The following is a 21,043-nucleotide window of genomic DNA, read 5'->3' as shown; positions in this document are numbered from 1 at the left end:
AGCAACATGCAACTATATTGGGGAAGTTCGTTCGTAGACTCGCGGGAGGCTCTGATGGCTGCGGCCCCTACCACCGGATTGGATGCCGGTGACGTCCAGACCATTCGGAGACGACTCCGGATCGAGCACGATCACCCCCGGTACAAGTGGGTGGCCCTGTCGAATACGACGCTGGGCATGCTTATGGTCACCATCAACTCCTCGATCGTGACGATCTCGCTGCCCGACATCTTCCGCGGCATCGGGCTCAACCCCCTGGAACCGGCCAATGTCAGCTACCTGCTGTGGCTGATGATGGGCTTCCTGCTGTCCTCGGCCGTGCTCGTGGTCATGTTCGGGCGGCTCGGCGACATGGTCGGGCGGGTGAAGATCTACAACTACGGGTTCGTGGTGTTCAGCTTCGCGGCCGTGGCCTTGTCGTTCGATCCGTTCACGCACGGCGGCGGCGCGGTGTGGCTGATCGCCTGGCGCGTGATCCAGGGCGTCGGCGGCGCGATGCTGATGGCCAACGCGAGCGCGATCCTCACCGACGCCTTCCCGGCCGACGAACGCGGGTTCGCGCTCGGGATCAATCAGGTCGCGGCGGTGGCCGGCTCGTTCCTCGGTCTGCTCATGGGCGGCGTACTGGCGCAGTGGGATTGGAAGGCCATCTTCTGGGTGAGCGTGCCGTTCGGCATCATCGGCACCATCTGGTCCTATCGCTCGCTGCACGACAATGGCCAGCGCAATCCGGGATCGCTGGATCTGCCGGGCACCATCACGTTCGCGCTGGGCTTGACCGCGTTGCTGACCGGCATCACCTACGGCATTCAGCCGCACGGGGATTCGAAGACCGGCTGGACCAACCCGTGGGTGCTGGGCGCCGTGATCGGCGGCATCATCCTGCTGGCCGTGTTCTGCGTGATCGAGTCCAAGGTCGCGCAGCCGATGTTCAATATGTCGCTGTTCAAGAACCGGGCGTTCGCGCTGGGCAATATCGCCGGGCTGATGTCCTCGCTGGGCCGCGGCGGTCTGCAGTTCATGCTGATCATCTGGCTGCAGGGTATCTGGCTGCCGCTGCACGGGTTCTCGTTCGAGCAGACGCCGCTGTGGGCGGGCATCTACCTGCTGCCGCTGACCGTCGGATTCCTCATCGCCGGACCGGTGTCGGGCAAGCTGTCGGACCGGTACGGCGCGCGGCTGTTCGCCACCGTCGGCATGCTGATCACCGCTCTGACGTTCGTGCTGCTCGTCGTGCTGCCGGTCGACTTCGACTACTGGGTGTTCGCGCTCGTCATCGCCCTCAACGGCCTCGGGTCCGGCATGTTCGCGTCGCCGAACACCGCCGAGGTGATGTCGTCGGTGCCCGCCGCGCAGCGCGGTGTGGCCTCCGGTATGCGCGGCACGCTGTTCAACGGCGGTATGGCGCTGTCGATCGGCCTGTTCTTCTCGCTGATGATCGTCGGCCTGTCGAATACGCTGCCCGACGCCATGAATTCGGGCCTGCAGGAGCAGGGCGTGCCCGCGCCGGCCGCCGAGGCGATCTCGGACATGCCTCCGGTGGGCAGCCTGTTCGCGGCCTTCCTCGGCTACAACCCGATCAAGGAATTGCTCGGCCCCACCGGCACTCTCGACCACCCCGGCGTGCACGGCGATGTGCTCACCGGTCAGGAGTTCTTCCCGCACTTGATCTCCGGACCGTTCCACTCGGGTCTGGTCGTGGTCTTCCTGGGAGCCGCGATTATGATGCTGATCGGCGCGGCGGCCTCCTGGTTCGCCGGTAGCCCGACTGTCACGGACGAGGCGGCCGAATTGCGTGAAGCCGCCCGCGAGGGAATCTGACGGAGGAGATCACGCTGTCCGAGCCCACGAGCGTCGCCGACCCCGACCAGCTCACCGAGGCCGCCGACCTGTACCACACCATCGGCCGCCTGCTGCGCTTGTTGCGCCACTCCGGCGACCTCGGGGCGCTGAGCCCCGGCGCGGCGTCCGCCCTCGCGACGGTCGCCCGCTCGGGTCCCCTGCGGCTGGGCGACCTGGCCTCGATCGAGCGGGTGAGCGCACCGACCATGTCCCGCATAGTCACGGGTCTGGAAAAGGGCGGCTACCTCACCCGCGACGCGGATCCCGAAGACGGCCGGGCCCAGCTGCTCACCGCCACCGAGGCGGCCCACAATCTGGTCACCGGCCTCACCTCGGCCCGCATCCAGCGTTTCGCCGCCGCGCTGGAAACCCTCACTCCCGCCCAGCGCGCATCCGTCAGTTCCGGCCTCAACACCCTCATCCAGGCCCTCGACCAGTAGCGGGGGACTCCCCCGCCCCGGAGGGCGGGGGTCAGGCGGTCAGGACCGAGCGGATGCGGTTGTTGGGGTCCACCAGGCCGCGGAGCTCAGCCAGGCGGGGGTAGTTGGAGCCGTAGTAGCGGGACAGCGGGTCGCCCGGCTCGAGGTAGTTGATGTAGGCGCCGACGGAGTCGGGGGCCATGGTGGCGTGCGCGTCGGCAAGCCAGGCCAGCGCCGATTCGTGCGGGATGGGTTCGTACGCTCCCCATTCCACGAGGGCGGCGTGGTCGCGCCAGGGGAAAGCGGTGGCGTCGGGGGCCAGGTCGCGGATCGCTCCGTCGAGGGCGTTGATCTGGACCCAGCCGGTACCGCCGACGCTCGAGAAGCGGGCGACCACCTCGAGGATGCGTCCGATGGTGTCGGGGGTGAGCTCGGCGACGATGTCGGAGCCGTTGGTGAAGGCGGCACGCGGCTGATCGGCGGTGCCGCCCGCCAGGTAGAGGACCGCTTCCAGGTGGGACAGGGTGCGGGGTTCGACGATGCCGGGGGCGACGCCGATGGCGTCGACGAGTTCGGCGGTGACGGTTTCGGAAGTCCCCGCGGGACAGACCAGCTGCATCCAGCAGTGCATGCCGCCCAAGCCGTCGGCGTCGATGCTGACATCGGCCCACTGCTCGCGCGGGGCCGAGCGCAGCCACTCCTGCCAGCCCGCGATGACAGTCGCCGCCTCGTCGCCCTGGAAGGTCAGGCGCACTACGTCTTTCGGCGTCGACGGGATGGTCTCGAAGGTGAACGAGGTGACGACGCCGAAGTGCGGGCCCCCGCCGCGCAAGGCCCAGAACAGATCCGGGCGGGTGGTGGCGGAGACCTCGGTGATGGTGCCGTCGGGCAGGACCACGGTGGCGGCGGTGAGCCGGTCGCCGGTGAGGCCGTGGGCGCGGGACTCGTTGCCGAGTCCGCCGCCCAGGGTGAGACCGGCGATGCCGACGCCCGGGCACATGCCGGAGGGCAGACTCAGCCCGCCGCGATCCAGCTCGCGATAGATGTCGTAGAGGGTGTGGCCGGGTGCGATGACCGCCTTACCGCCCTCGGCGCGAATGCCCTGCATGCGCCGCACGTCGATGACGAGTGTGCCGGTCGCCGTGGACATTCCCGCATAGGAGTGGCCGCCGGCGCGGGCCGCCACCAGGAGGTCGTTCTCGGCCGCGAACTCGAAGGTGGCGGCGGCGTCCTGCGCGTCGGCGATCTGCACGATCGCCTCGGGCATCTCGTTGTCGAAGCGAGTGTTGAAGACCTCTTTCACGCCCGGGTATCCGTAGTCCCCCGGCAGGACGACCCGGCCGCGCAGTTTCCCTTTCAGCTCACGCCATTTCGGGTCGGCGCTGCCGCTGCCCGATCCCGAAGCACTGCCCAGGTCTCCGGCGTTCGCGCCGGACGACCCGGTATCCGGTGTCGCGACCGATGTCGGCAGCCGCGTGGCCCCCGCGAAACCTACACCGGCGACCGCGATTCCGAGAGCTCCGCGCAGAAACACGCTGCGCGAGAATTGGGGTCTCACACCAGCCCCCTCGATCTGCCGGAGATCCGCTGTGCCGCCGAGTTATTCGTTTTCGACATCAAAGTTCGCGACCCACCTGTTTCCATCGAACGACACGGCACCAATTGATCATGGTTCACCCACCGTTCATTCGTCGAAACGGGTGCTGGTGTGTCCATGGCATGCCGCCTACCGGGACCACATGTCGGCCACCGCATCCGGCGGAACGATCCACCGCGCGAACGTCTCCTCCGGACTGACGGTGATCACATCCGCCCGCCGCACCAACTCTCCCGGCACCTCCCCACCCTCGAAATGCTCCAGACTCGGCACGATCACCGCGTCCACCCCCAAATTCGCGACCAGCACCCGCAACCGGTGCACCGGCCGATCAGTATGCGGCCCGAACACCGCCGTCCGCCGAAGGTCGTACCCGAACCGTTCCGCCAACGCCCGAATCCGCCGCTCATCCTACTGCCGTCGCGAGCCGGACACGCCTTCGCGGAGATATCCCAGGGCCCCGGGGTTCATTGCTCGCCCTCTCGATCGTCGAGTGTGCTTCCAGCGGATTCCGAATAAGCATCGGGCCGTGGAAATTCTGCGGCAATGGCACTTTCCGGGGTCCGACAGCGGAAGTGCCACGGAGCGATCAGTATTCGAGGCGGATGAGATCGGCGAGGGCGCGCGTCTCCGGATTGAGGGTTCGGCGTCTGCCGATCAGCCTGGCCAGTAGGTCCTTGGCCAAACGCTGCTCGATCAACCAGGGGCGGGCCTCGCCGGAGAGCCGAAGCAGGATGTCCAGGGCCGGATCTGGCCGGGCGAGGTCGAGGTGGGCTTGGGCGACGTCGAGGAGATGCCGATTGCGGTTGTCGGAGGTGGGCCGCAGTCCGGGCGGTACGTCCTGGGCCAACCGCAGTGCCAGGTCGGGCCGGTCGTCGATGACCGCGTTCTCGACGCGCTTCATAGCCACCGTGGCGGGACCGAAGACCGTCCAATAGTCCTGATAGCCAATCGGTTCGCGTTTGACCGCCACTGCGGCGGATTGCGCGAACCGCATCATGTCATCGGCGTCGTCGGGCCGGTTGTCGCGGATCGCCGCCGCCGACCCACGCAACAACAGCCAGCCCCAGGTGGAGAGCTCGCGTTCGGTGGCGGTCGAGATCCGTGGCTCGATCCGGTCGGCCCATTCGATCGCCAGGTCGTCGACCTGCTGAAATCGCCGCTCCACCAGGAGCAGCCAGCACAGCGTGACGACGACAGACGCGGCGTCGAGTAGATCATCGCTCGCCTGCGCCGCCGCCAGCGCGCGATCGAGCACTCTGCGCGCCGTTCCCAATTGCCGTGTCTGGACCATGACCGAGCCGGTCAGCTGGAGAATCCGCGCGCGCAGCACGGGCGAGACACGGTCACTCGCGTCCACCAGATCGGGCAGGACTCGCGCCAGCAGCTCATACCGGTTGTCGTGGTAGAACCGCATGGCCGCCACAAGGGATTCGGCCACAGCCTGTTCCGTGTGCGGCTCCACCGCCACGTCCGGCCGAGGCGCATCGATCGCTCGCCTGGTGGCGGCCCACAGCTCGCCGTCCCTGCTCTCCGGCGCGCCGGGCGCGGGGCCGATGAGCGCGGTCAGCGGGCATCCCAGGGCCACCGCCAACCGCCGCAGCGTCTCGATCCGTGTGTCGTCCCGCTCCCCCTGCTCGATCTTCCGGATCAGAGACACCGAGACAGCCGAATTCGCGGCCAGCTCCCGCTGCGTGAGCCCCCGCCGCTTCCGAACCGATTGCAGCCGCTGACCAAGGTCGCCGCTCATCGCTCCAGACTAGGTCGGCCACCCCGGCATGCGCAGCCGGTAGCGGAACGTGCTGAGCGCCAAGCGGTCCGGCCGCTGCCGGATTTGTCGGACCCCCGTGCTGAAGTATCGTGTGGCAGCCCGGCCAGTCGGTCATACCTGAGACCGTCGACCGGGCTCTTTCGTGAAAAGGAACACCATATGAAGAAGCTCGCAACGACGTCCCTGGTCACCCTCGGCCTGATCGCCGCGATGGGCACCGCCCACGCCGGCAAGGACACCGAGTGGCAGGTGGACGGCAACTACCCCACCGAGGCCGCCTGCGACGCCGACGGCGAAACCGGCACCTTCACCCGCCCCGACGGCACCCAGCTCGTCCCCGGCGACGACATCTACGAATGCACACTGGGCGCCGACGGTCTCTGGTACCTCTCCATCTGGACCGACTGATCCGTCCGGCACCAGCCCGCGCACTCCGGCTCGGGCTGGCCCGCCCGCCGAACGCCGCGAAAATCCGTGGCTGACCGCGCCGATTCGTGATCTGGTGTGGGGATGACGGATTCGGTTGCGGACAGACTGGCAATCCACGAACTGCTCGCCCTGCACGGACATCTGAGCGATTCAGGCGAGTTCGACCGATGGACCGAGGTATTCACCGAGGACGTCACCTACGACCTGACCGCTTTCGGCGCAGGCACCGTGCCCGGAGTGGAAGCCCTCCGCGACATGGCACGCGAACTGGGCGACGCCAACCCCCTCGCCCACCACGTCACCAATGTGATGGTCACAGCCCTGAACGGCGACACGGCCCACGCGATCTCCAAAGGCCTGGCCGTCAACACCGACGCCACGACCACCAGCGTCACCTACGAGGACACCCTCCACCGCACCCGCCACGGCTGGCGCATCACCCACCGCCGAGTGATCCCCCGCCGAAAGCCCTTGACCCCGTAGGCAGCCCGCCGGACTGGCTACCAGCCCGGTAGTAGCCTTCTCGGCAGGTCAACTGAGCGCGGAACGCACCTGCGCCAGCAACTCGCACTGCCGCCGCCAGTCGCCTCCGGCAATACCGACGACGAGGCGGTGGGCGCCGGCGTCCCGGTAGGCGGCTATGCGTTCGGCGGCTTGCTCGATGGATCCGGTGATCGGAATCGGCAAGGTCTCCTCGATCGACTTCCCGTAGTTCTGGCTGATTCCAGCGGCGATCTCGGCGCGGGTGGGCAGATCCGTACCGGTGCCGAGAACTCCGGTCGCGCCGATGGTGACCGTGGGTGCCGGGCGCTGATACTGCGCGGCGAGTTCGGTGATTTCGGCGAGCCCTGCCGCCACCTGGGCCGGTGGGATCAGCGACGGAAACCACCCGTCCGCCAGCTCCGCGGCCCGCCGCCGGGCGGGAGCCGAGTGGTTTCCGACCAACACCGGCGGAACCGGAACGGATGGCGCCAATTCGATCTCGATCGGCTCCGGGATATCGGGGAGAGCGACCCGCTTGCCCGCCAACAACTCAGGCAACACACGCAGCGCGGTATCGGTGCGAGCACCCCGCTCCCCGAACGGAATCCCTGCCGCCGCCCACTGACCCGGACCGCCCCCGGACCCCACACCGAGGATCAGACGCCCATCACTGACATGCTGCAAGCTCGCCACCTGCTTGGCCGCCCAGGTCAGCGGCCGCAGCGCCGGAACGTAGACACTGGTGCCGATCCGCACCCGTTCGGTCGCGGCCGCCGCGACCGCCAGGGCAATCGTGCAATCCAGCACAGGCACACCGATCGACAGGTGATCCCCGTGCCAAACCCCATCCAGCCCGACCTCCTCGGCATGACGAGCAGCGGCGCCTATATCAAGTTTCTGAGCCCGTTGTGTCGCCACCGAAGGCAGGATGACACCGATCTCCACAGGGATTGTCTGCACAATCCCCTACCCTGCAACCTCAACTCGACTCGAGGTCAATGTTTTCCGGCCGCGATGGCGGCGCGGTGCCGGTCAGCTGTGGAGGTAGCGGACGAGGGCTTCGCGTTCGGTTTCGAGTTCGGAGATCTGGCTTTTGACCACGTCGCCGATGCTGACTATGCCGATCATCTGGCCGTCCTCGAGGACGGGGAGGTGGCGGATTCGGTGTTCGGTCATGATGGCGTTGAGAGTCTCGACATTGTCGTCCGGGGAGCAGGTGTGGAGGGCCGCGGTCATGATGGTGGAGACCGGGGCGTCCAGCAGGGGTGCGCCGTCGCGGTCGAGGCGGCGGACGATGTCTCGTTCGGAGACGATGCCGGCCATGGCGGTGCCGTCCGGGGAGACGATGGCCGCGCCGACGTTGTGTGCCGCCAGGATTCTGAGCAGTTCGCGCACGGTTGCATCGGGTGCAATCGTGACGACTTCGCCGCCCTTCCGGCGCAGGATTTCCGAGATTCGCATGTGCCCACCGCCCAACCAGCTAGGACTATCGATGGTTACCAGGATGCCGCTGTTACACGGGTGTGAACAGCAACGATTGCGATTCGATGCCTAAACGGACGCGAGGGCATCGAGCGCCGATTCGATGGCACGATGGAAGGTCGGGTAGGCGAGGATCATCTCCCGCAGGGTCGCGGTCGGGACCTGGGCGTGGACGGCTACCGACAGGGCGCTGAGCACTTCGCCGCCCTCCGGCCCGGCCGAGCACGCGCCGACGAGCACCCCGCGGTCGGCGTCCTCGACCAGTTTGATGAACCCGGCATTGCCCGCTTTGTGGATCCAACCCCGCGTGGACGCAGGTACTTCGGTGATTCCGACCCGGACCGTCAGGCCGGCCGCGCGGGCCTGCTCCTCGGTCATGCCGACCGCCCCGACCTCGGGATCGGTGAATGTCACCCGTGGTACGGCGTGATACCGCGCGACTTCGTCCCCGCTACCGAGAATGTCCTGTGCCGCGATCCGCGCCTGATACATGGACACGTGAGTGAAAGCGCCCTGCCCGGTGATATCGCCGAGCGCCCACACCCCTTCGGCCGCTCGCAGCCGATTGTCCACCGGTATTGACCTGGCCGACTCGTCCAAGCCGACCGCCCCGATTCCCAAGCCCGCCAGTTCGGTTCGCCGCCCCGCCGCGACGAGCAACCGCTCGGCACGCAACACCTCGCCATTGTCGAGCGTCAGTGCGAACTCGCGCCCGTCGTGCCGCACCGCAGTCCCCCGAACCCCGCCCCGGACCTCGATCCCCTCCTCCTCGAACACTTTCGCCAGCAGCTGCCCCGCCTCCGGCTCGTCCTGCGGCAACAGCCGCCGCGGCACGACCACGGTCACCCGCGCCCCGAACCGCGCGAAGATCTGCGCGAACTCCGCCCCCACGGGTCCCCCGCCCAGCACGATGAGCGACTCCGGCACCTCGGTAGCCGGGACCGCGTCCCGATTCGTCCAGAACGGCGTCCCCGCCAGCCCGTCGAGCGGCGGAACGGCCGGTTCCGTCCCCGGATTCAGCACAATCCCCCGCCGCGCCCGAAACACCCGCTCTCCACCATCGGTCGCCACGGTCACCTCCCCCGGCGCACTGATCCGCCCCCACCCGCGCACGAACCGCCCACCCGCCTTCTCGAACCGTTCGACCGCCACCCGGTCGTCCCAATCGTCAGTGGCCTCCTCCCGGATCCGCGCCGCGACCGGCCGCCAATCCGCCTGCACCGTGGCCGACCCCGCGAGCCCCTCCACCCGCCGAGCCTCGGCCAGCACCCCCGCCGCCCGAACCATCATCTTGGTCGGCACACACGCGTAATACGGGCACTCCCCGCCCACCAACCGCCCCTCGACCCCGACGACGGCGAGTCCGCCCCGCGCCACCCGCGTGGCCACGTCCTCCCCTCCGGGCCCCATCCCGATCACCACGACATCAACGGATTCGGCAGTCACGCGTGCTCCTTCGCTCGTCAGCTCCCAGTGACGCTATCCCCACATCCGGCCGGACCGAACCACCCCCCGCCGTCAGCGTCCGTGCGGCGAGTCGAAGGTGAAGACGCGTCCTCCGAGCAGCAATTGGCTGCCGGGCGCCAGGACGGTGGGTTGGCCGGGTGCGGCGCGGATCCAGTCGGGGCGGCCGGGCGGGCGGATGTGGGTGCCGTTGGCGGACCCGCGATCCATGACCAGGACATCCCAGTCCACGAGGCGGATCTCGGCGTGGACGCGCGACATGCCCCCGGTCGGGTCGGGGATGCGGATCGCTTGCGCGCCACGCCGCACCTGCGGTGAGCGGGCGGGTTCGCGGCCGATCACGAGATCGCTGTCGAGGACGTAGGAGGTACCGTCGTCGAGCAGCAGAACGCCCAGCGGCGGCCGGATGCCGGGGGCGAGGACACAGGTCAGCTGCTCCATACGAATCCCGCACACGACGCAGAAGGACACGCGGGGGTCGTTGAGATGCCCGCGGGCGCACCTGAATCCGTGCACCACGACACCGGTGGGAGTGGTCTCGATTCCTGCGGGAATGGCAGTGGGCGCAATGGTGCGCGCACTGCCGGAATCGCGCGGAACCGGGTCCCGACCTCCGGTTGCGATCTCGGCCTCGGGCGTATTCGCCTTCTCCCCCAACCACATCACCGCTCCCGAACCCGGCACCCGCCCGTCGCGCAGCGACCACACGCTCTCCCGGGGCAGGCTCTTCCGCGGCTCGCCGTCGTCTACGAAGACCGCGGCCGCGCGCCCCGGCGCGGGACTCACCACCCGATCGACACTGAATCCGGCATCGCGGCCGTGCAACACCTCCCGGTCATCCGTCCCCTCGAGCATCGCCGTGACCCGGCCGTGCAGAAAGACCGCCAGCCCCCGCTTTCCCGGTGTGAGCACCCCGAATTCGACCTGCTCCTCGTCCGCGCGACCCATCAGCCACGTGCTTGCCAGCCGTGCAAAGGTGCGTCCGGTGCGCCGAGTCTCCCGCGACGACGCCTCCGCCACCATCTCCAACACCTTGTCCAGCACGGCAATAGCCTCGGACGCCGCGGTGATCACGCTCGAATCCCGGTGCGCGACAACCACGACCACCCCGTCGACGCAGGCCACCAGGTGGCGGCCCGGCACCACCTCGACCCGCGCGGTCATAGCACCCGGCCCCCGGTATATCGCCAGCGCGGCAGCACCACCCGGATCGGGCCGTTGACGAATCCCCAGTACGCCAGCCAGGTCAGCGTGAAATCGATGCCGAACGCCGGCGCGGACGGCCGCAGATCACGGGGCACGAAAGCTGACGTGTACCGGACCAGCAGCCACAGCAGCAGTCCCTCGTTCACGATGGTCACCAGACCGAACACTGTCGGCCAGTCCTTGTCCCACCGGAATTGCTGCAGACCGTGATACGCCAGCTCCCACCCGACTCCGAGCAGGATGACCGCCACCAACATGGTCAGCGTGACCCGATAGCCCTGCTCCAGCGACAACTTCCCCATCGGCAGCGCCGGCGTCACGAGCAGCGTGGTCACCGCCCCGATCACCCCGAGCACGATCACGCGAGTCTGAATCCGCCCCCACAACGTCGGCGTCATACCGGAATCTGCCGATCGGTGACCCACAACCACCACTGCCGCACCGACCGCAGCGCATCCAGCCGCCGGCAGAACCCGTTCGCCGCCAGGTCGTCGGCGATCTCCAGGGCCGCGTACTGCAATCCGGCGAACGAGTCCACGGGAGCGAAATACCCGCCCAGCGTCGCGCTACCCGAGGCGTACACCCGCCCGGCCCCGCTGCGGGTCCCGAACAGCTCGAAGGTCCGGTCCACATCCAGCCGCCCGAGCGGATTGCGCCGGGCCCCGGTGTGATCGAGCAGATCGGCGAGCAGTCGATGCTCCCGGATGTCGGCTTCGAGCCCGGTGCAATCGATGACGTAATCGGCATGCACGTCAACCGGCCGGTCGGTCGACGCGAAACCGCCCGGCCCGTCCGGCTCGGGCGCCACCGTCGTCACGACCCCGGGCCGGGTGCGATCGGGCCGCAGATTCCGCGCGGACCCCACCAGGATCTGATACCAGCCCTGCGCGCGTCCCCGCGCCAGCTGTTCCTCCCACCGCTTGCGCCGCGGCGTCGTGGTCCCGCCCAGCGTCTTCAGCGCCTCCGCCCGTTCCCGCCCCTCGAGCTTCCGCAGCCGCTGCCTGATCTGCCCGCCGAAGCTCGCCTTGGGAAAGTTGAAGGCTTGATACGCCCACCCGTTCGCGCCCGCCCGCCGCCCGAACACGCTGTCCCCTTGCGGTCCCGCCACATAGGTCCGGAACAGATGCAGGATCTGGGTGTTGAGCCGCAGCCGATCCCGATCGTCGATCAGTCGTTGCAGCACCCGGCTGGCAACTATCCCGCTGCCGCGCACCATGACCGTCCCGGGCCGCCGCTGCAATGCCTCGTACACGTGCTCGTGCGGCTCGTAGGCGTTCACCACTCGCGTCGGATCCCGGTACCGTTCGCGGTACTCCTGCAGATCCGGCAGCAGCCGCAGCCCGGGGTACCCGACGGCGATGTGAACATGACTGCTGCGAAACGCGATTCGCTTGGTCGCCGACGCCCCTTCCGGTGGCGTGAGGATGGTGAAGTACCCGCCGCCGTTCCGTTTGCGCACCATGCGAACCTGCCCTTTGTGCAGGGATCGCGCATATTCGACCCGCTGGAATTCGCGCTCGAGCGCCGCGAAGACCTGCCCCGCCCGAGGCGTGTGGTACTCGGTGAGAACGGGCTCCGTCAGGACATTCCACAAAGCGGATAGCGACTTTTCAGCTATTGCCTCGCGAAGGGCATAGGACGGAAATCCCCAGATATTGTCCGGCGTTCCGCCCGAATCACTGCGCAGCCGTTCCTCTCGCGGAATCTGCGACACCCGAGTCAAGTATTCGTACGACCCCCACGGCACGTCCTGCGGCCCGAGCACCGCCATCGCCGTCCCGGGTACCCCGTAGATCCGCAAGGTGTCGAACAGGGTGAACGATCCCAGCCCGCTGCCGGCGCTCACCAGCGGCACATCGAAGACCGGAATCCCGGCTCGCCCCACCAACTCGTCGGTCCACGCGTCGGTTTCGATGAGGCGTTGGGTGACGTCTCCCCTCATTCGCGGGATCGTACCGGTCTCGGATTACGAACAAACGGCCATCGACGTATTGCGCGACAGGCGATTCCGCGACGCGTACGCGGACTTCTCGCGAAGCTGCCCCGCGCCGCCCCATCTGCGACGTAGCATGCGGAACGTGGCCGATGCCAAACGTCCCGCCGCCGTGCGGGTCCTCGTTTACAGCAGTGATGCCGATACCCGGAGCCAGGTCATGCTGGCGCTGGGCAGACGGCCGCACCCCGATATGCCGCCCATCGACTACGTCGAGGTGGCCACGGGCCCGGTGGTCCTCGAGAAGATGGACGCCGGTGGACTGGATCTGCTGATCCTCGACGGCGAGTCGGCCCCCGAAGGCGGTCTCGGCCTGGCCAAGCAGCTCAAGGACGAAATCGCCGACTGCCCACCGATCGTCGTGCTGACCGGCCGGCCCGATGATGCCTGGCTGGCGAATTGGTCGCGCGCGGAAGCGGCGGTGCCGCACCCCATCGACCCCATCCGGTTGACCGACGCTGTCCTGGGTGTGCTCGGTAATAGCTTCGCGGCCTGATCTTCCTTCGCCCGTGTGATCAGGGCAAACCCATGTCACGTGACATTCGGGATTACGTCCAATCGGTCATAAAAGACCGTTCCGAATTCGATCAAACGCGATCGCGAATCGTCATGTATCTTCTCGTCCGAGTTGTAATCTGTGCCGTAGCTCACAGGAGCGCGGGGAGATGCATGACTGCCATGCACCACTGACATCATCCCTCCGCGCCCGCTGCCGTCCGTAGTGCGTCGTCCAGCTCGCAGGAGGGGTAGTGCTGAAGTGAATATCGAGGTACCGACCCTGGTTCTCGGCGCGGTCGCCGCCGCGTTCGGGGTGTTCTCCATTTTCCTGGCGGCCCTGATCGGCCCCAAACGCTACAACCGGGCCAAGCTCGAGGCCTACGAATGCGGTATCGAGCCGACCCCGCACGCGGTCGGGGGTGGTCCGGGAAACACTGCGGGCCAGCGCTTTCCGGTGAAGTACTACCTCACCGCCATGCTGTTCATCATCTTCGACATCGAGATCGTCTTCCTCTACCCGTGGGCCGTGCACTTCGACGCACTCGGAGTGTTCGGGCTGGCCGCCATGGCGTTGTTCATCTTCAACGTCTCGGTCGCCTACGCCTACGAGTGGCGGCGCGGCGGTCTCAGCTGGGATTGAGCGGCGCACAGGGGATTTCCATTCACACACCCCGTGCGAGGCGGGGTGTCCCGATCCGGGAGAAGTAGTCCGACATGGGTCTCGAGGAGAAACTGCCCAGCGGGTTCCTGCTGAGCACGGTGGAAGATTTTGCCGGCTATCTGCGCAAGAGTTCGCTCTGGCCGGCGACGTTCGGCTTGGCGTGCTGCGCGATCGAGATGATGGCCACCGGCGGCGGGCGATTCGATATCGCCCGCTTCGGCATGGAGGCGTTCCGCGCCTCGCCGCGCCAGGCCGATCTGATGATCGTGGCGGGCCGGGTGAGCCAGAAGATGGCCCCGGTGCTGCGCCAGGTCTACGACCAGATGACCGAACCGAAATGGGTGCTGGCCATGGGTGTCTGCGCATCCTCGGGCGGCATGTTCAACAACTACGCCATCGTGCAGGGCGTCGACCACATCGTCCCGGTCGACATCTATCTGCCCGGCTGCCCGCCGCGGCCGGAGATGTTGTTGAACGCGATCCTGAAGCTGCACGAGAAGATTCAGGAGATGCCGCTCGGCGTCAATCGCGAAGAGGCCGTGCGCGCGGCCGAAGCCGCCGCGCTCGCCAGCACCCCGACCATTCAGCTGAAGGGGCTGCTGCGATGAGCTTCGATGCACCTGTCGGCACGGAGAGCCCCCCGGAGGCGGCCGTGGAACCCACTGAGAAGACGACGGACACAACGGAATCCGCTGCCGCCGAGTCTCCGGCCGCCGAGTCCACACCGCCCGCCGACGATGTGATCGGCGTGCGGCAGGGCATGTTCGGCGTCTCCGGCACCGGCGACACCTCCGGTTACGGCCGCCTGGTCCAGACCGTCTCCATGCCCGGCGGCACCCCCGCCCCCTACGGCCCGGTCTTCGACGAGGTCATCGCGCATCTGCGCCTGGCGCTGGCCAAGACCTTCGACGAGGCGGTGGAGAAGATCGTCGTGTTCCGCGGCGAACTCACCCTGCACATCCGCCGCGAGCACCTGGTGCTGGTCGCGAAGACATTGCGCGACAACGAAGCCCTGCGCTTCGAGTTGTGCCTGGGCGCCAGCGGCGCGCACTATCCGGAGGACACCGGGCGCGAGCTGCACGCGCTCTACCACCTGAATTCGATCACCCACAACCGCCGCCTGCGGCTGGAAGTCTCGGTGCCGGACGGCGATCCGCACCTGCCCTCGCTGTACTCGGTCTACCCGACGGTGGACTGGCACGAGCGGGAGACCTATGACTTCTTCGGCATCCTCTTCGACGGTCACCCGTCGCTGACCCGGATCGCCATGCCCGACGACTGGCGTGGCCACCCGCAGCGCAAGGACTATCCGCTCGGCGGAATCCCGGTCGAATACAAGGGCGCGCGCATCCCGCCGCCCGACGAGCGGAGGACTTACTCCTAATGAACGACATCGACACCAAGTCCCGTCGTGACCCCCGGGAACGGCCCGAACGCTCGGTCACCGTGGTGGGAAACGACTGGGACGAGATCTCCGCGACCCTGGACGGCATCGCCGAGGAACGCATCGTCGTGAACATGGGCCCGCAGCACCCCTCCACGCACGGGGTGCTGCGCCTCATTCTCGAGATCGAGGGTGAGACCGTCACCGAGGCGCGCTGCGGCATCGGCTATCTGCACACCGGCATCGAGAAGAATCTCGAGTACCGCAGCTGGGTGCAGGGCACCACCTTCGTCACCCGCATGGATTACCTGTCGCCGTTCTTCAACGAGACGGCGTACTGCCTGGCGGTGGAGAAGCTGCTCGACATCACCGATCAGATCCCCGAGCGCGTCAACGTCATTCGCGTGATGCTCATGGAGCTGAACCGCATCTCCTCGCATCTGGTGGCGCTGGCCACCGGCGGCATGGAGCTGGGCGCGCTGACCCCGATGCTGTTCGGTTTCCGCGAACGCGAACTCATCCTCGACGTGTTCGAGACCATCACCGGTCTGCGCATGAACCACGCCTACATCCGCCCGGGCGGCTTGGCCCAGGATCTCCCGGACGACGGCGTGCAGAAGGTCCGCGAGCTGCTGGACCTGCTGCCGAGCCGCCTGCGGGACATGGAGATGCTGCTCAACGAGAACCCCATCTGGAAGGCCCGCACCCGCAATGTCGGCTACCTGGATCTGACGGGCTGCATGGCGCTCGGCATCACCGGTCCGATGCTGCGTTCCACGGGTCTGCCGCACGATCTACGCAAGTCCCAGCCGTACTGCGGCTACGAGAACTACGAGTTCGAGGTGCAGACCGACACCGGCTGCGACTGCTACGGCCGCTACGTGATTCGCGTCAACGAGATGAAGGAATCGGTCAAGATCGTCGAGCAGTGCCTCGACAAGCTGCGGCCGGGCCCGGTCATGGTGGAGGACAAGAAGATTGCCTGGCCCGCCGACCTGGAGCTCGGGCCGGACGGTCTGGGCAACTCCCCCAAGTACATCGGCAAGATCATGGGCTCCTCCATGGAATCGCTCATCCACCACTTCAAGCTGGTGACCGAGGGTCTGCGGGTCCCGCCGGGCCAGGTGTACGTGGCGGTGGAGTCCCCGCGCGGTGAGTTGGGCGTGCACATGATCAGCGACGGCGGCACCCGCCCGTACCGGGTCCACTACCGCGACCCCTCGTTCACGAATCTGCAAGCGGTGGCGGCGATGTGCGAGGGCGGCTTGGTCGCCGACGTGATCGCCTCCGTCGCCTCCATCGACCCGGTGATGGGAGGTGTCGACCGATGACAGAGATCCTGTTGAACCTGACCGCGCGGCCGATTCCGTTCCCGCCGGAGGCGCACGACCGGTTGCAGGTGGAGGCTCGCGAGATCATCGCCCGATACCCGCACCCACGTTCGGCTCTGCTTCCCATGCTGCACTTGATGCAATCGGTGGAGGGGTACGTGTCGGGCACCGGCATCGAATTCTGCGCCGAGCAGCTGGGATTGACCGATGCCGAGGTCACCGCGGTGGCGACCTTCTATTCCATGTACCGGCGTACGAACACCGGCGACTATCACGTCGGTGTCTGCACGAACACGCTGTGCGCGGTCATGGGCGGCGATCAGATCCTCGCCGATCTGAAGCAGCACCTGGGTATCAAGAACGGTGAGACGACCGCCGACGGCATGGTCACCCTCGAGCACATCGAGTGCAACGCCGCCTGCGACTACGCGCCGGTTGTCATGGTGAACTGGGAGTTCTTCGACAATCAGACCCCGGAATCGGCCAAGGCGCTGGTGGATTCGCTGCGCGGTGAGCAGCCGCCGACGGGTTCGCGCAGCGGCATCCCGCCGTGCACCTTCCGCGAGACCGCCCGCATTCTCGCCGGCTACCCGGACCAGCGGCCGGGCGCCACCGACGGCGTGGCCGGGCCCGCCTCGCTGGCCGGTCTGCGTGCCGCCGAACAGGATTCGACCGACGGAGGCTCACGGTGACGACTGCTTTGACACCCGTCTTCACCAAGCACTGGGCGGATCCGGACAGCTGGACCCTGGAGTCCTATCGCCGCCAGGGCGGCTACCGCGCCCTGCCCAAGGCGCTGCGCATGCAGCCGGACGAGGTCATCGCCACCATCAAGGACTCCGGCCTGCGCGGCCGCGGCGGCGCGGGCTTCCCGACCGGCATGAAGTGGGGTTTCATCCCGCAGGGCCCCGGCCCCGACGGCGTCACCAAGCCGCACTACCTGGTGGTCAATGCCGACGAGTCGGAACCCGGCACCTGCAAGGACATTCCGCTCATGCTGGCCACGCCGCACACCCTCATCGAGGGCGTGATCATCGCGGCCTACGCCATTCGCGCCTCGCACGCGTTCATCTACGTGCGCGGCGAGGTGGTGTCGGTGCTGCGGCGATTGCAGGCCGCGGTGCGGCAGGCCTACGAGGCCGGCTATCTCGGCCGCGATATCCAGGGCTCGGGTTTCGACCTGGAGATCGTGGTGCACGCCGGGGCGGGCGCCTACATCTGCGGTGAGGAGACCGCGCTGCTGGATTCGCTCGAGGGCCGCCGCGGCCAGCCGCGTCTGCGTCCCCCGTTCCCGGCCGTGGCCGGCCTCTACGCCTGCCCGACCGTGGTCAACAATGTGGAATCCATTGCGTCCGTGCCGCTGATCCTCGCCAATGGCGTGGAGTGGTTCCGGTCGTTCGGCACCGAGAAGTCACCGGGGTTCACCCTCTACTCGCTCTCCGGTCACGTGACGCGACCGGGCCAGTACGAAGCGGCCCTCGGAATCACGTTGCGCGAGTTGCTGACCTACGCCGGAGGCATCCGCGAGGGGCACACCCTGAAGTTCTGGACCCCCGGCGGTTCGTCGACCCCGCTGTTCACCGCCGAGCACATCGACGTCCCCCTCGACTACGAGGGCGTGTCGGCCGCGGGCTCCATGCTCGGCACCAAGGCGCTGCAGATCTTCGACGACACCACCTGCGTGGTGCGGGCGGTGCTGCGCTGGACCGAGTTCTACGCCCACGAATCCTGCGGCAAGTGCACTCCCTGCCGCGAAGGCACCTACTGGCTGGTCCAGCTGTTGCAACGCCTGGAGAACGGCCAGGGCCACCAGACCGACCTGGACAAGCTGGCCGATATCGCCGACAACATCAACGGCAAGTCCTTCTGCGCTCTCGGTGACGGCGCGGCCAGCCCGATCTTCTCCTCCCTGAAGTACTTCCGCGACGAGTACGCCGAGCACATCCGCCTCGGCGCCTGCCCGTTCGACCCGGCCCGCACCACGGCCTGGGCCACCCAAGGAGCACGATGACCTCGACAGTGAGCTCCACAACCGGTGGCGGGGTGACCCCCACCGACATGGTGACCGTGACCATCGACGGCACCCCGGTTTCGGTGCCCGCAGGAACCCTGGTGATCCGGGCCGCCGAACTCATCGGCGTCCAGATCCCCCGCTTCTGCGACCATCCGCTGCTCGACCCGGTCGGCGCCTGCCGGCAGTGCCTGGTGGAGGTCGAGGGGCAGCGCAAGCCCGTCGCCTCCTGCACCCAGACCGTGGCCGAGGGCATGGTGATCAGCACCCAGGTCTCCTCCCCCGTCGCCGCCAAGGCGCAGGAGGGCGTAATGGAGCTGCTGCTCATCAATCACCCCCTCGACTGCCCGGTGTGCGACAAGGGCGGCGAATGCCCGCTGCAGAACCAGGCCATGTCGGCGGGGCGTGCCGAATCCCGTTTCGAGGGTGAGAAGCGCACCTACCCCAAGCCGATTCCGCTGTCCTCGGCGATCCTGCTGGACCGGGAGCGCTGCGTGCTGTGCGCCCGCTGTACCCGGTTCTCGCAGCAGGTGGCCGGTGACCCGTTCATCGAACTGATGGAACGCGGTGCGCTGCAACAGGTCGGCACGGCCGCCGGGGAGCCGCTGGACTCCTACTTCTCCGGCAACACCGTGCAGATCTGCCCGGTCGGCGCGCTCACAGGCAGCACCTACCGCTTCCGCGCCCGCCCCTTCGACCTGGTGTCGAGTCCGGCGGTCTGTGAGCACTGCGCGAGCGGTTGCGCCCAGCGCACCGATCACCGGCGCGGCAAGGTAATGCGACGCCTGGCCGGTGACGATCCGCAGGTCAACGAGGAATGGAACTGCGACAAGGGCCGTTTCGCGTTCACCTACCTCACCGAGTCCGACCGGCTCACCACGCCGCTGGTGCGTAGCTGGGATGGCAGCCTTCAGCCCGCGTCGTGGTCGGAGGCCATCGGTGCGGCCGCCCGTGGCCTGGCCTCGGCTCGCGGCAAGGCGGGCGTACTGGTCGGCGGCCGGGTGACCTTGGAGGACGCCTACGCGTACTCCAAGTTCGCGCGAGTCGCGTTGAACACCAACGACATCGACTTCCGGGCACGCGAGCACTCCGCCGAGGAGGCCGACTTCCTGGCCGCGCGGGTGGCCGGGCAGGGCATCACCGTCGACTACGCCGCCCTCGAACGCGCGCCGTTCGTGCTGCTGGTGGGATTCGAGGCGGAAGAGGAATCGCCGATCGTGTACCTGCGGCTGCGCAAGGCCGCACGCCGCAACGGCACGCCGATCTACTCGCTCGCCCCGTATGTGACCCGCGGCCTGCAGAAGCTGTCCGGCACCCTGCTGCCGACCGCACCGGGCGCGGAACCGCATGTGCTGGAAGCGATCCGGACCGGTGAAACCGATGAGCTGACCGCCGGATACGCCCGGCTGCGCGAGGTCGCGGACCTGCTGCGCGAGCCCGGTGCGCTCATCCTCGCCGGTGAACGCCTCGGTGGCATTCCGGGCGGCCTGTCCGCGGTGGCGCGGCTGGCCGACGACACCGGCGCGATGCTGGCCTGGATCCCCCGCCGCGCCGGGGAGCGCGGCGCGCTCGAGGCCGGGGCACTGCCGGTGCTGCTGCCCGGCGGGCGACCGGTCGCCGATCCCGCCGCGCGCAAACAGGTTCGCGACGCCTGGAACGTGGACGAACTGCCGGGCACGCCCGGCCGTGACACCGCCGGCATCCTGGCCGCAGCACCCAGTTTGGGCGCACTACTCATCGGCGGCGTCGAGGTCGGCGACATGCTCGATGCGCACGCCGCCCTGCAGGCCATCGACGCGGCGGGCTTCGTGGTGTCGATGGAGTTGCGTCGCAGCGACATCAGTCAGCGCGCCGACGTCGTGTTCCCGGTCGCCTCGGCCATGGAGAAGGCGGGCACCTTCCTCACCTGGGAGGGCCGCCACCGCCAATTCGAGGCCGCCCTGCGGGATTCCGCCGTCCGCCGCGAGGCCGCGCCGATGCCCGAATACCGGGTCCTCGACGCCATCGCCAACGAGATGGGGGTGCGGCTGGGCCTGCGCGACGCCGCCGCCGCCCGCGCGGAACTGGCCGACCTCGGAGTCTGGGACGGCACGTCGGCCCCGATACCGGTGCACCGACCGCATCCACCGGCCCAACCCCATTCGGGCACAGCGGTGCTCGCGTCCTGGCGCATGCTCATCGACCGCGGTCGTCTCCAGGACGGCGAACCCAACCTGGCGGGCACCGCCCGCACCCCCGTGGTGCGGCTGTCCGCCCGGACCGCCGCCGAGATCGGCGCCACCACCGGTGATCCGGTGACCGCCGCGACCGACCACGGCCACATCACCCTGCCCCTGGTCATCACCGAGATGCCCGACGGCGTGGTGTGGCTGCCCATGAATTCCCCCGGCTCCGACGTGCTGGTGCAGCTCGGCACCACACCCGGCCACCTCGTGCGTATCCGACGGGAGGACCACCGTGAGTGACCTGAGT

Annotated in this window: 21 protein-coding genes; 12 read left to right on the top strand and 9 right to left on the bottom strand. The window is 68.0% G+C overall.

Going from position 1 to position 21,043, the window contains the following annotated elements; translation table 11 throughout:
- Positions 1–54 precede the first annotated feature (54 nt).
- Together ACQP06_RS18010 and ACQP06_RS18005 are read left to right on the top strand one after the other, a co-directional pair.
- Positions 55–1,821 carry an MFS transporter gene (locus tag ACQP06_RS18010; protein ID WP_433665711.1) on the top strand — a complete coding sequence of 589 codons (1,767 nt, stop codon included), beginning with the start codon at positions 55–57 and terminating at the stop codon, positions 1,819–1,821.
- A 98-nt stretch (positions 1,822–1,919) separates the two neighbouring features.
- Positions 1,920–2,282, top strand: coding sequence for a MarR family winged helix-turn-helix transcriptional regulator (locus tag ACQP06_RS18005; protein ID WP_433665710.1), 363 nt, complete (start codon positions 1,920–1,922; stop codon positions 2,280–2,282).
- 31 nt (positions 2,283–2,313) lie between these two features.
- On the opposite strand, the gene ACQP06_RS18000 is transcribed toward ACQP06_RS18005, so the two are convergent.
- The 3 genes from ACQP06_RS18000 to ACQP06_RS17990 all read right to left on the bottom strand — a co-directional run bounded on the left by ACQP06_RS18000 (position 2,314) and on the right by ACQP06_RS17990 (position 5,608).
- Positions 2,314–3,819, bottom strand: a complete 1,506-nt coding sequence (locus tag ACQP06_RS18000) for an FAD-binding oxidoreductase (RefSeq protein ID WP_433665709.1) — start codon at positions 3,817–3,819, stop codon at positions 2,314–2,316.
- 168 nt (positions 3,820–3,987) lie between these two features.
- Positions 3,988–4,248, bottom strand: coding sequence for a hypothetical protein (locus tag ACQP06_RS17995; protein ID WP_433665708.1), 261 nt, complete (start codon positions 4,246–4,248; stop codon positions 3,988–3,990).
- A 199-nt stretch (positions 4,249–4,447) separates the two neighbouring features.
- The gene (locus ACQP06_RS17990) at positions 4,448–5,608 is read right to left on the bottom strand and encodes a helix-turn-helix domain-containing protein (RefSeq protein ID WP_433665707.1); all 1,161 of its coding nucleotides are present in this window, start codon (positions 5,606–5,608) and stop codon (positions 4,448–4,450) included.
- 180 nt (positions 5,609–5,788) lie between these two features.
- On the opposite strand from ACQP06_RS17990, the gene ACQP06_RS17985 reads away from it, so the two are divergent.
- On the top strand, positions 5,789–6,037 hold the full coding sequence (locus ACQP06_RS17985; RefSeq protein ID WP_433665706.1) for a hypothetical protein: 249 nt from the start codon (positions 5,789–5,791) through the stop codon (positions 6,035–6,037).
- Between the two features lie 102 nt (positions 6,038–6,139).
- Positions 6,140–6,541 carry a nuclear transport factor 2 family protein gene (locus tag ACQP06_RS17980; RefSeq protein WP_433665705.1) on the top strand — a complete coding sequence of 134 codons (402 nt, stop codon included), beginning with the start codon at positions 6,140–6,142 and terminating at the stop codon, positions 6,539–6,541.
- Positions 6,542–6,589: 48 nt separating this feature from the next.
- On the opposite strand, the gene ACQP06_RS17975 is transcribed toward ACQP06_RS17980, so the two are convergent.
- The 6 genes from ACQP06_RS17975 to ACQP06_RS17950 all read right to left on the bottom strand — a co-directional run bounded on the left by ACQP06_RS17975 (position 6,590) and on the right by ACQP06_RS17950 (position 12,635).
- Positions 6,590–7,459 (bottom strand): LLM class flavin-dependent oxidoreductase, encoded by an 870-nt coding sequence (locus ACQP06_RS17975; RefSeq protein WP_433665704.1) that lies wholly within the window; start codon positions 7,457–7,459, stop codon positions 6,590–6,592.
- Between the two features lie 114 nt (positions 7,460–7,573).
- On the bottom strand, positions 7,574–8,002 hold the full coding sequence (locus tag ACQP06_RS17970; protein ID WP_433665703.1) for a CBS domain-containing protein: 429 nt from the start codon (positions 8,000–8,002) through the stop codon (positions 7,574–7,576).
- A gap of 90 nt (positions 8,003–8,092) precedes the next feature.
- Positions 8,093–9,469 (bottom strand): dihydrolipoyl dehydrogenase family protein, encoded by a 1,377-nt coding sequence (locus ACQP06_RS17965; RefSeq protein WP_433665702.1) that lies wholly within the window; start codon positions 9,467–9,469, stop codon positions 8,093–8,095.
- A gap of 72 nt (positions 9,470–9,541) precedes the next feature.
- Positions 9,542–10,651: an FHA domain-containing protein gene (locus tag ACQP06_RS17960; RefSeq protein WP_433665701.1), complete on the bottom strand. Its 1,110-nt coding sequence runs from the start codon at positions 10,649–10,651 to the stop codon at positions 9,542–9,544.
- Positions 10,648–11,091, bottom strand: coding sequence for a hypothetical protein (locus ACQP06_RS17955; protein ID WP_433665700.1), 444 nt, complete (start codon positions 11,089–11,091; stop codon positions 10,648–10,650). The genes ACQP06_RS17960 and ACQP06_RS17955 overlap by 4 nt, the downstream gene beginning before the upstream one ends.
- Positions 11,088–12,635, bottom strand: coding sequence for a hypothetical protein (locus ACQP06_RS17950; RefSeq protein ID WP_433665699.1), 1,548 nt, complete (start codon positions 12,633–12,635; stop codon positions 11,088–11,090). Before ACQP06_RS17950 ends, ACQP06_RS17955 begins: the two co-directional genes overlap by 4 nt.
- A 127-nt stretch (positions 12,636–12,762) precedes the next feature.
- On the opposite strand from ACQP06_RS17950, the gene ACQP06_RS17945 reads away from it, so the two are divergent.
- The 8 genes from ACQP06_RS17945 (at position 12,763) to ACQP06_RS17910 (ending at position 21,036) form a co-directional block, all read left to right on the top strand.
- Complete coding sequence (locus tag ACQP06_RS17945; protein ID WP_433665698.1) at positions 12,763–13,182, top strand: Rv3143 family two-component system response regulator; 420 nt, start codon at positions 12,763–12,765, stop codon at positions 13,180–13,182.
- 261 nt (positions 13,183–13,443) lie between these two features.
- Positions 13,444–13,824: an NADH-quinone oxidoreductase subunit A gene (locus ACQP06_RS17940; RefSeq protein ID WP_433665697.1), complete on the top strand. Its 381-nt coding sequence runs from the start codon at positions 13,444–13,446 to the stop codon at positions 13,822–13,824.
- Positions 13,825–13,898: 74 nt separating this feature from the next.
- Entirely contained in the window at positions 13,899–14,453 is a 555-nt protein-coding gene (locus ACQP06_RS17935) for a NuoB/complex I 20 kDa subunit family protein (RefSeq protein ID WP_433665695.1), read from the top strand.
- A complete protein-coding gene (locus tag ACQP06_RS17930; RefSeq protein WP_433665694.1) occupies positions 14,450–15,229 on the top strand; it encodes an NADH-quinone oxidoreductase subunit C in 780 nt (259 codons plus the stop codon). Before ACQP06_RS17935 ends, ACQP06_RS17930 begins: the two co-directional genes overlap by 4 nt.
- A complete protein-coding gene (gene nuoD, locus ACQP06_RS17925) occupies positions 15,229–16,560 on the top strand; it encodes an NADH dehydrogenase (quinone) subunit D (protein WP_433665693.1) in 1,332 nt (443 codons plus the stop codon). The genes ACQP06_RS17930 and nuoD overlap by 1 nt, the downstream gene beginning before the upstream one ends.
- The gene (gene nuoE / locus ACQP06_RS17920) at positions 16,557–17,252 is read left to right on the top strand and encodes an NADH-quinone oxidoreductase subunit NuoE (RefSeq protein ID WP_433665692.1); all 696 of its coding nucleotides are present in this window, start codon (positions 16,557–16,559) and stop codon (positions 17,250–17,252) included. The genes nuoD and nuoE overlap by 4 nt, the downstream gene beginning before the upstream one ends.
- Positions 17,249–18,571, top strand: a complete 1,323-nt coding sequence (nuoF, locus tag ACQP06_RS17915) for an NADH-quinone oxidoreductase subunit NuoF (RefSeq protein WP_433665691.1) — start codon at positions 17,249–17,251, stop codon at positions 18,569–18,571. Before nuoE ends, nuoF begins: the two co-directional genes overlap by 4 nt.
- Complete coding sequence (locus ACQP06_RS17910; protein WP_433665690.1) at positions 18,568–21,036, top strand: NADH-quinone oxidoreductase subunit G; 2,469 nt, start codon at positions 18,568–18,570, stop codon at positions 21,034–21,036. Before nuoF ends, ACQP06_RS17910 begins: the two co-directional genes overlap by 4 nt.
- Positions 21,037–21,043 lie beyond the last annotated feature (7 nt).

The sequence above is a fragment of the Nocardia sp. CA-136227 genome, assembly GCF_050955695.1.
Taxonomy (GTDB): Bacteria; Actinomycetota; Actinomycetes; order Mycobacteriales; family Mycobacteriaceae; genus Nocardia.
This window is presented reverse-complemented; position numbering and strand designations above follow the sequence as displayed.

Coding starts and splice junctions, on each gene's coding strand:
- ACQP06_RS18010 (WP_433665711.1), top strand. CDS start 55: ATGGCTGCGGCCCCTACCACCGGATTGGATGCCGGTGACGTCCAGACC.
- ACQP06_RS17990 (WP_433665707.1), bottom strand. CDS start 5,608: ATGAGCGGCGACCTTGGTCAGCGGCTGCAATCGGTTCGGAAGCGGCGG.
- ACQP06_RS17985 (WP_433665706.1), top strand. CDS start 5,789: ATGAAGAAGCTCGCAACGACGTCCCTGGTCACCCTCGGCCTGATCGCC.
- ACQP06_RS17980 (WP_433665705.1), top strand. CDS start 6,140: ATGACGGATTCGGTTGCGGACAGACTGGCAATCCACGAACTGCTCGCC.
- ACQP06_RS17970 (WP_433665703.1), bottom strand. CDS start 8,002: ATGCGAATCTCGGAAATCCTGCGCCGGAAGGGCGGCGAAGTCGTCACG.
- ACQP06_RS17960 (WP_433665701.1), bottom strand. CDS start 10,651: ATGACCGCGCGGGTCGAGGTGGTGCCGGGCCGCCACCTGGTGGCCTGC.
- ACQP06_RS17955 (WP_433665700.1), bottom strand. CDS start 11,091: ATGACGCCGACGTTGTGGGGGCGGATTCAGACTCGCGTGATCGTGCTC.
- ACQP06_RS17950 (WP_433665699.1), bottom strand. CDS start 12,635: ATGAGGGGAGACGTCACCCAACGCCTCATCGAAACCGACGCGTGGACC.
- ACQP06_RS17945 (WP_433665698.1), top strand. CDS start 12,763: ATGCGGAACGTGGCCGATGCCAAACGTCCCGCCGCCGTGCGGGTCCTC.
- ACQP06_RS17935 (WP_433665695.1), top strand. CDS start 13,899: ATGGGTCTCGAGGAGAAACTGCCCAGCGGGTTCCTGCTGAGCACGGTG.
- ACQP06_RS17930 (WP_433665694.1), top strand. CDS start 14,450: ATGAGCTTCGATGCACCTGTCGGCACGGAGAGCCCCCCGGAGGCGGCC.
- nuoD (WP_433665693.1), top strand. CDS start 15,229: ATGAACGACATCGACACCAAGTCCCGTCGTGACCCCCGGGAACGGCCC.
- nuoE (WP_433665692.1), top strand. CDS start 16,557: ATGACAGAGATCCTGTTGAACCTGACCGCGCGGCCGATTCCGTTCCCG.
- ACQP06_RS17910 (WP_433665690.1), top strand. CDS start 18,568: ATGACCTCGACAGTGAGCTCCACAACCGGTGGCGGGGTGACCCCCACC.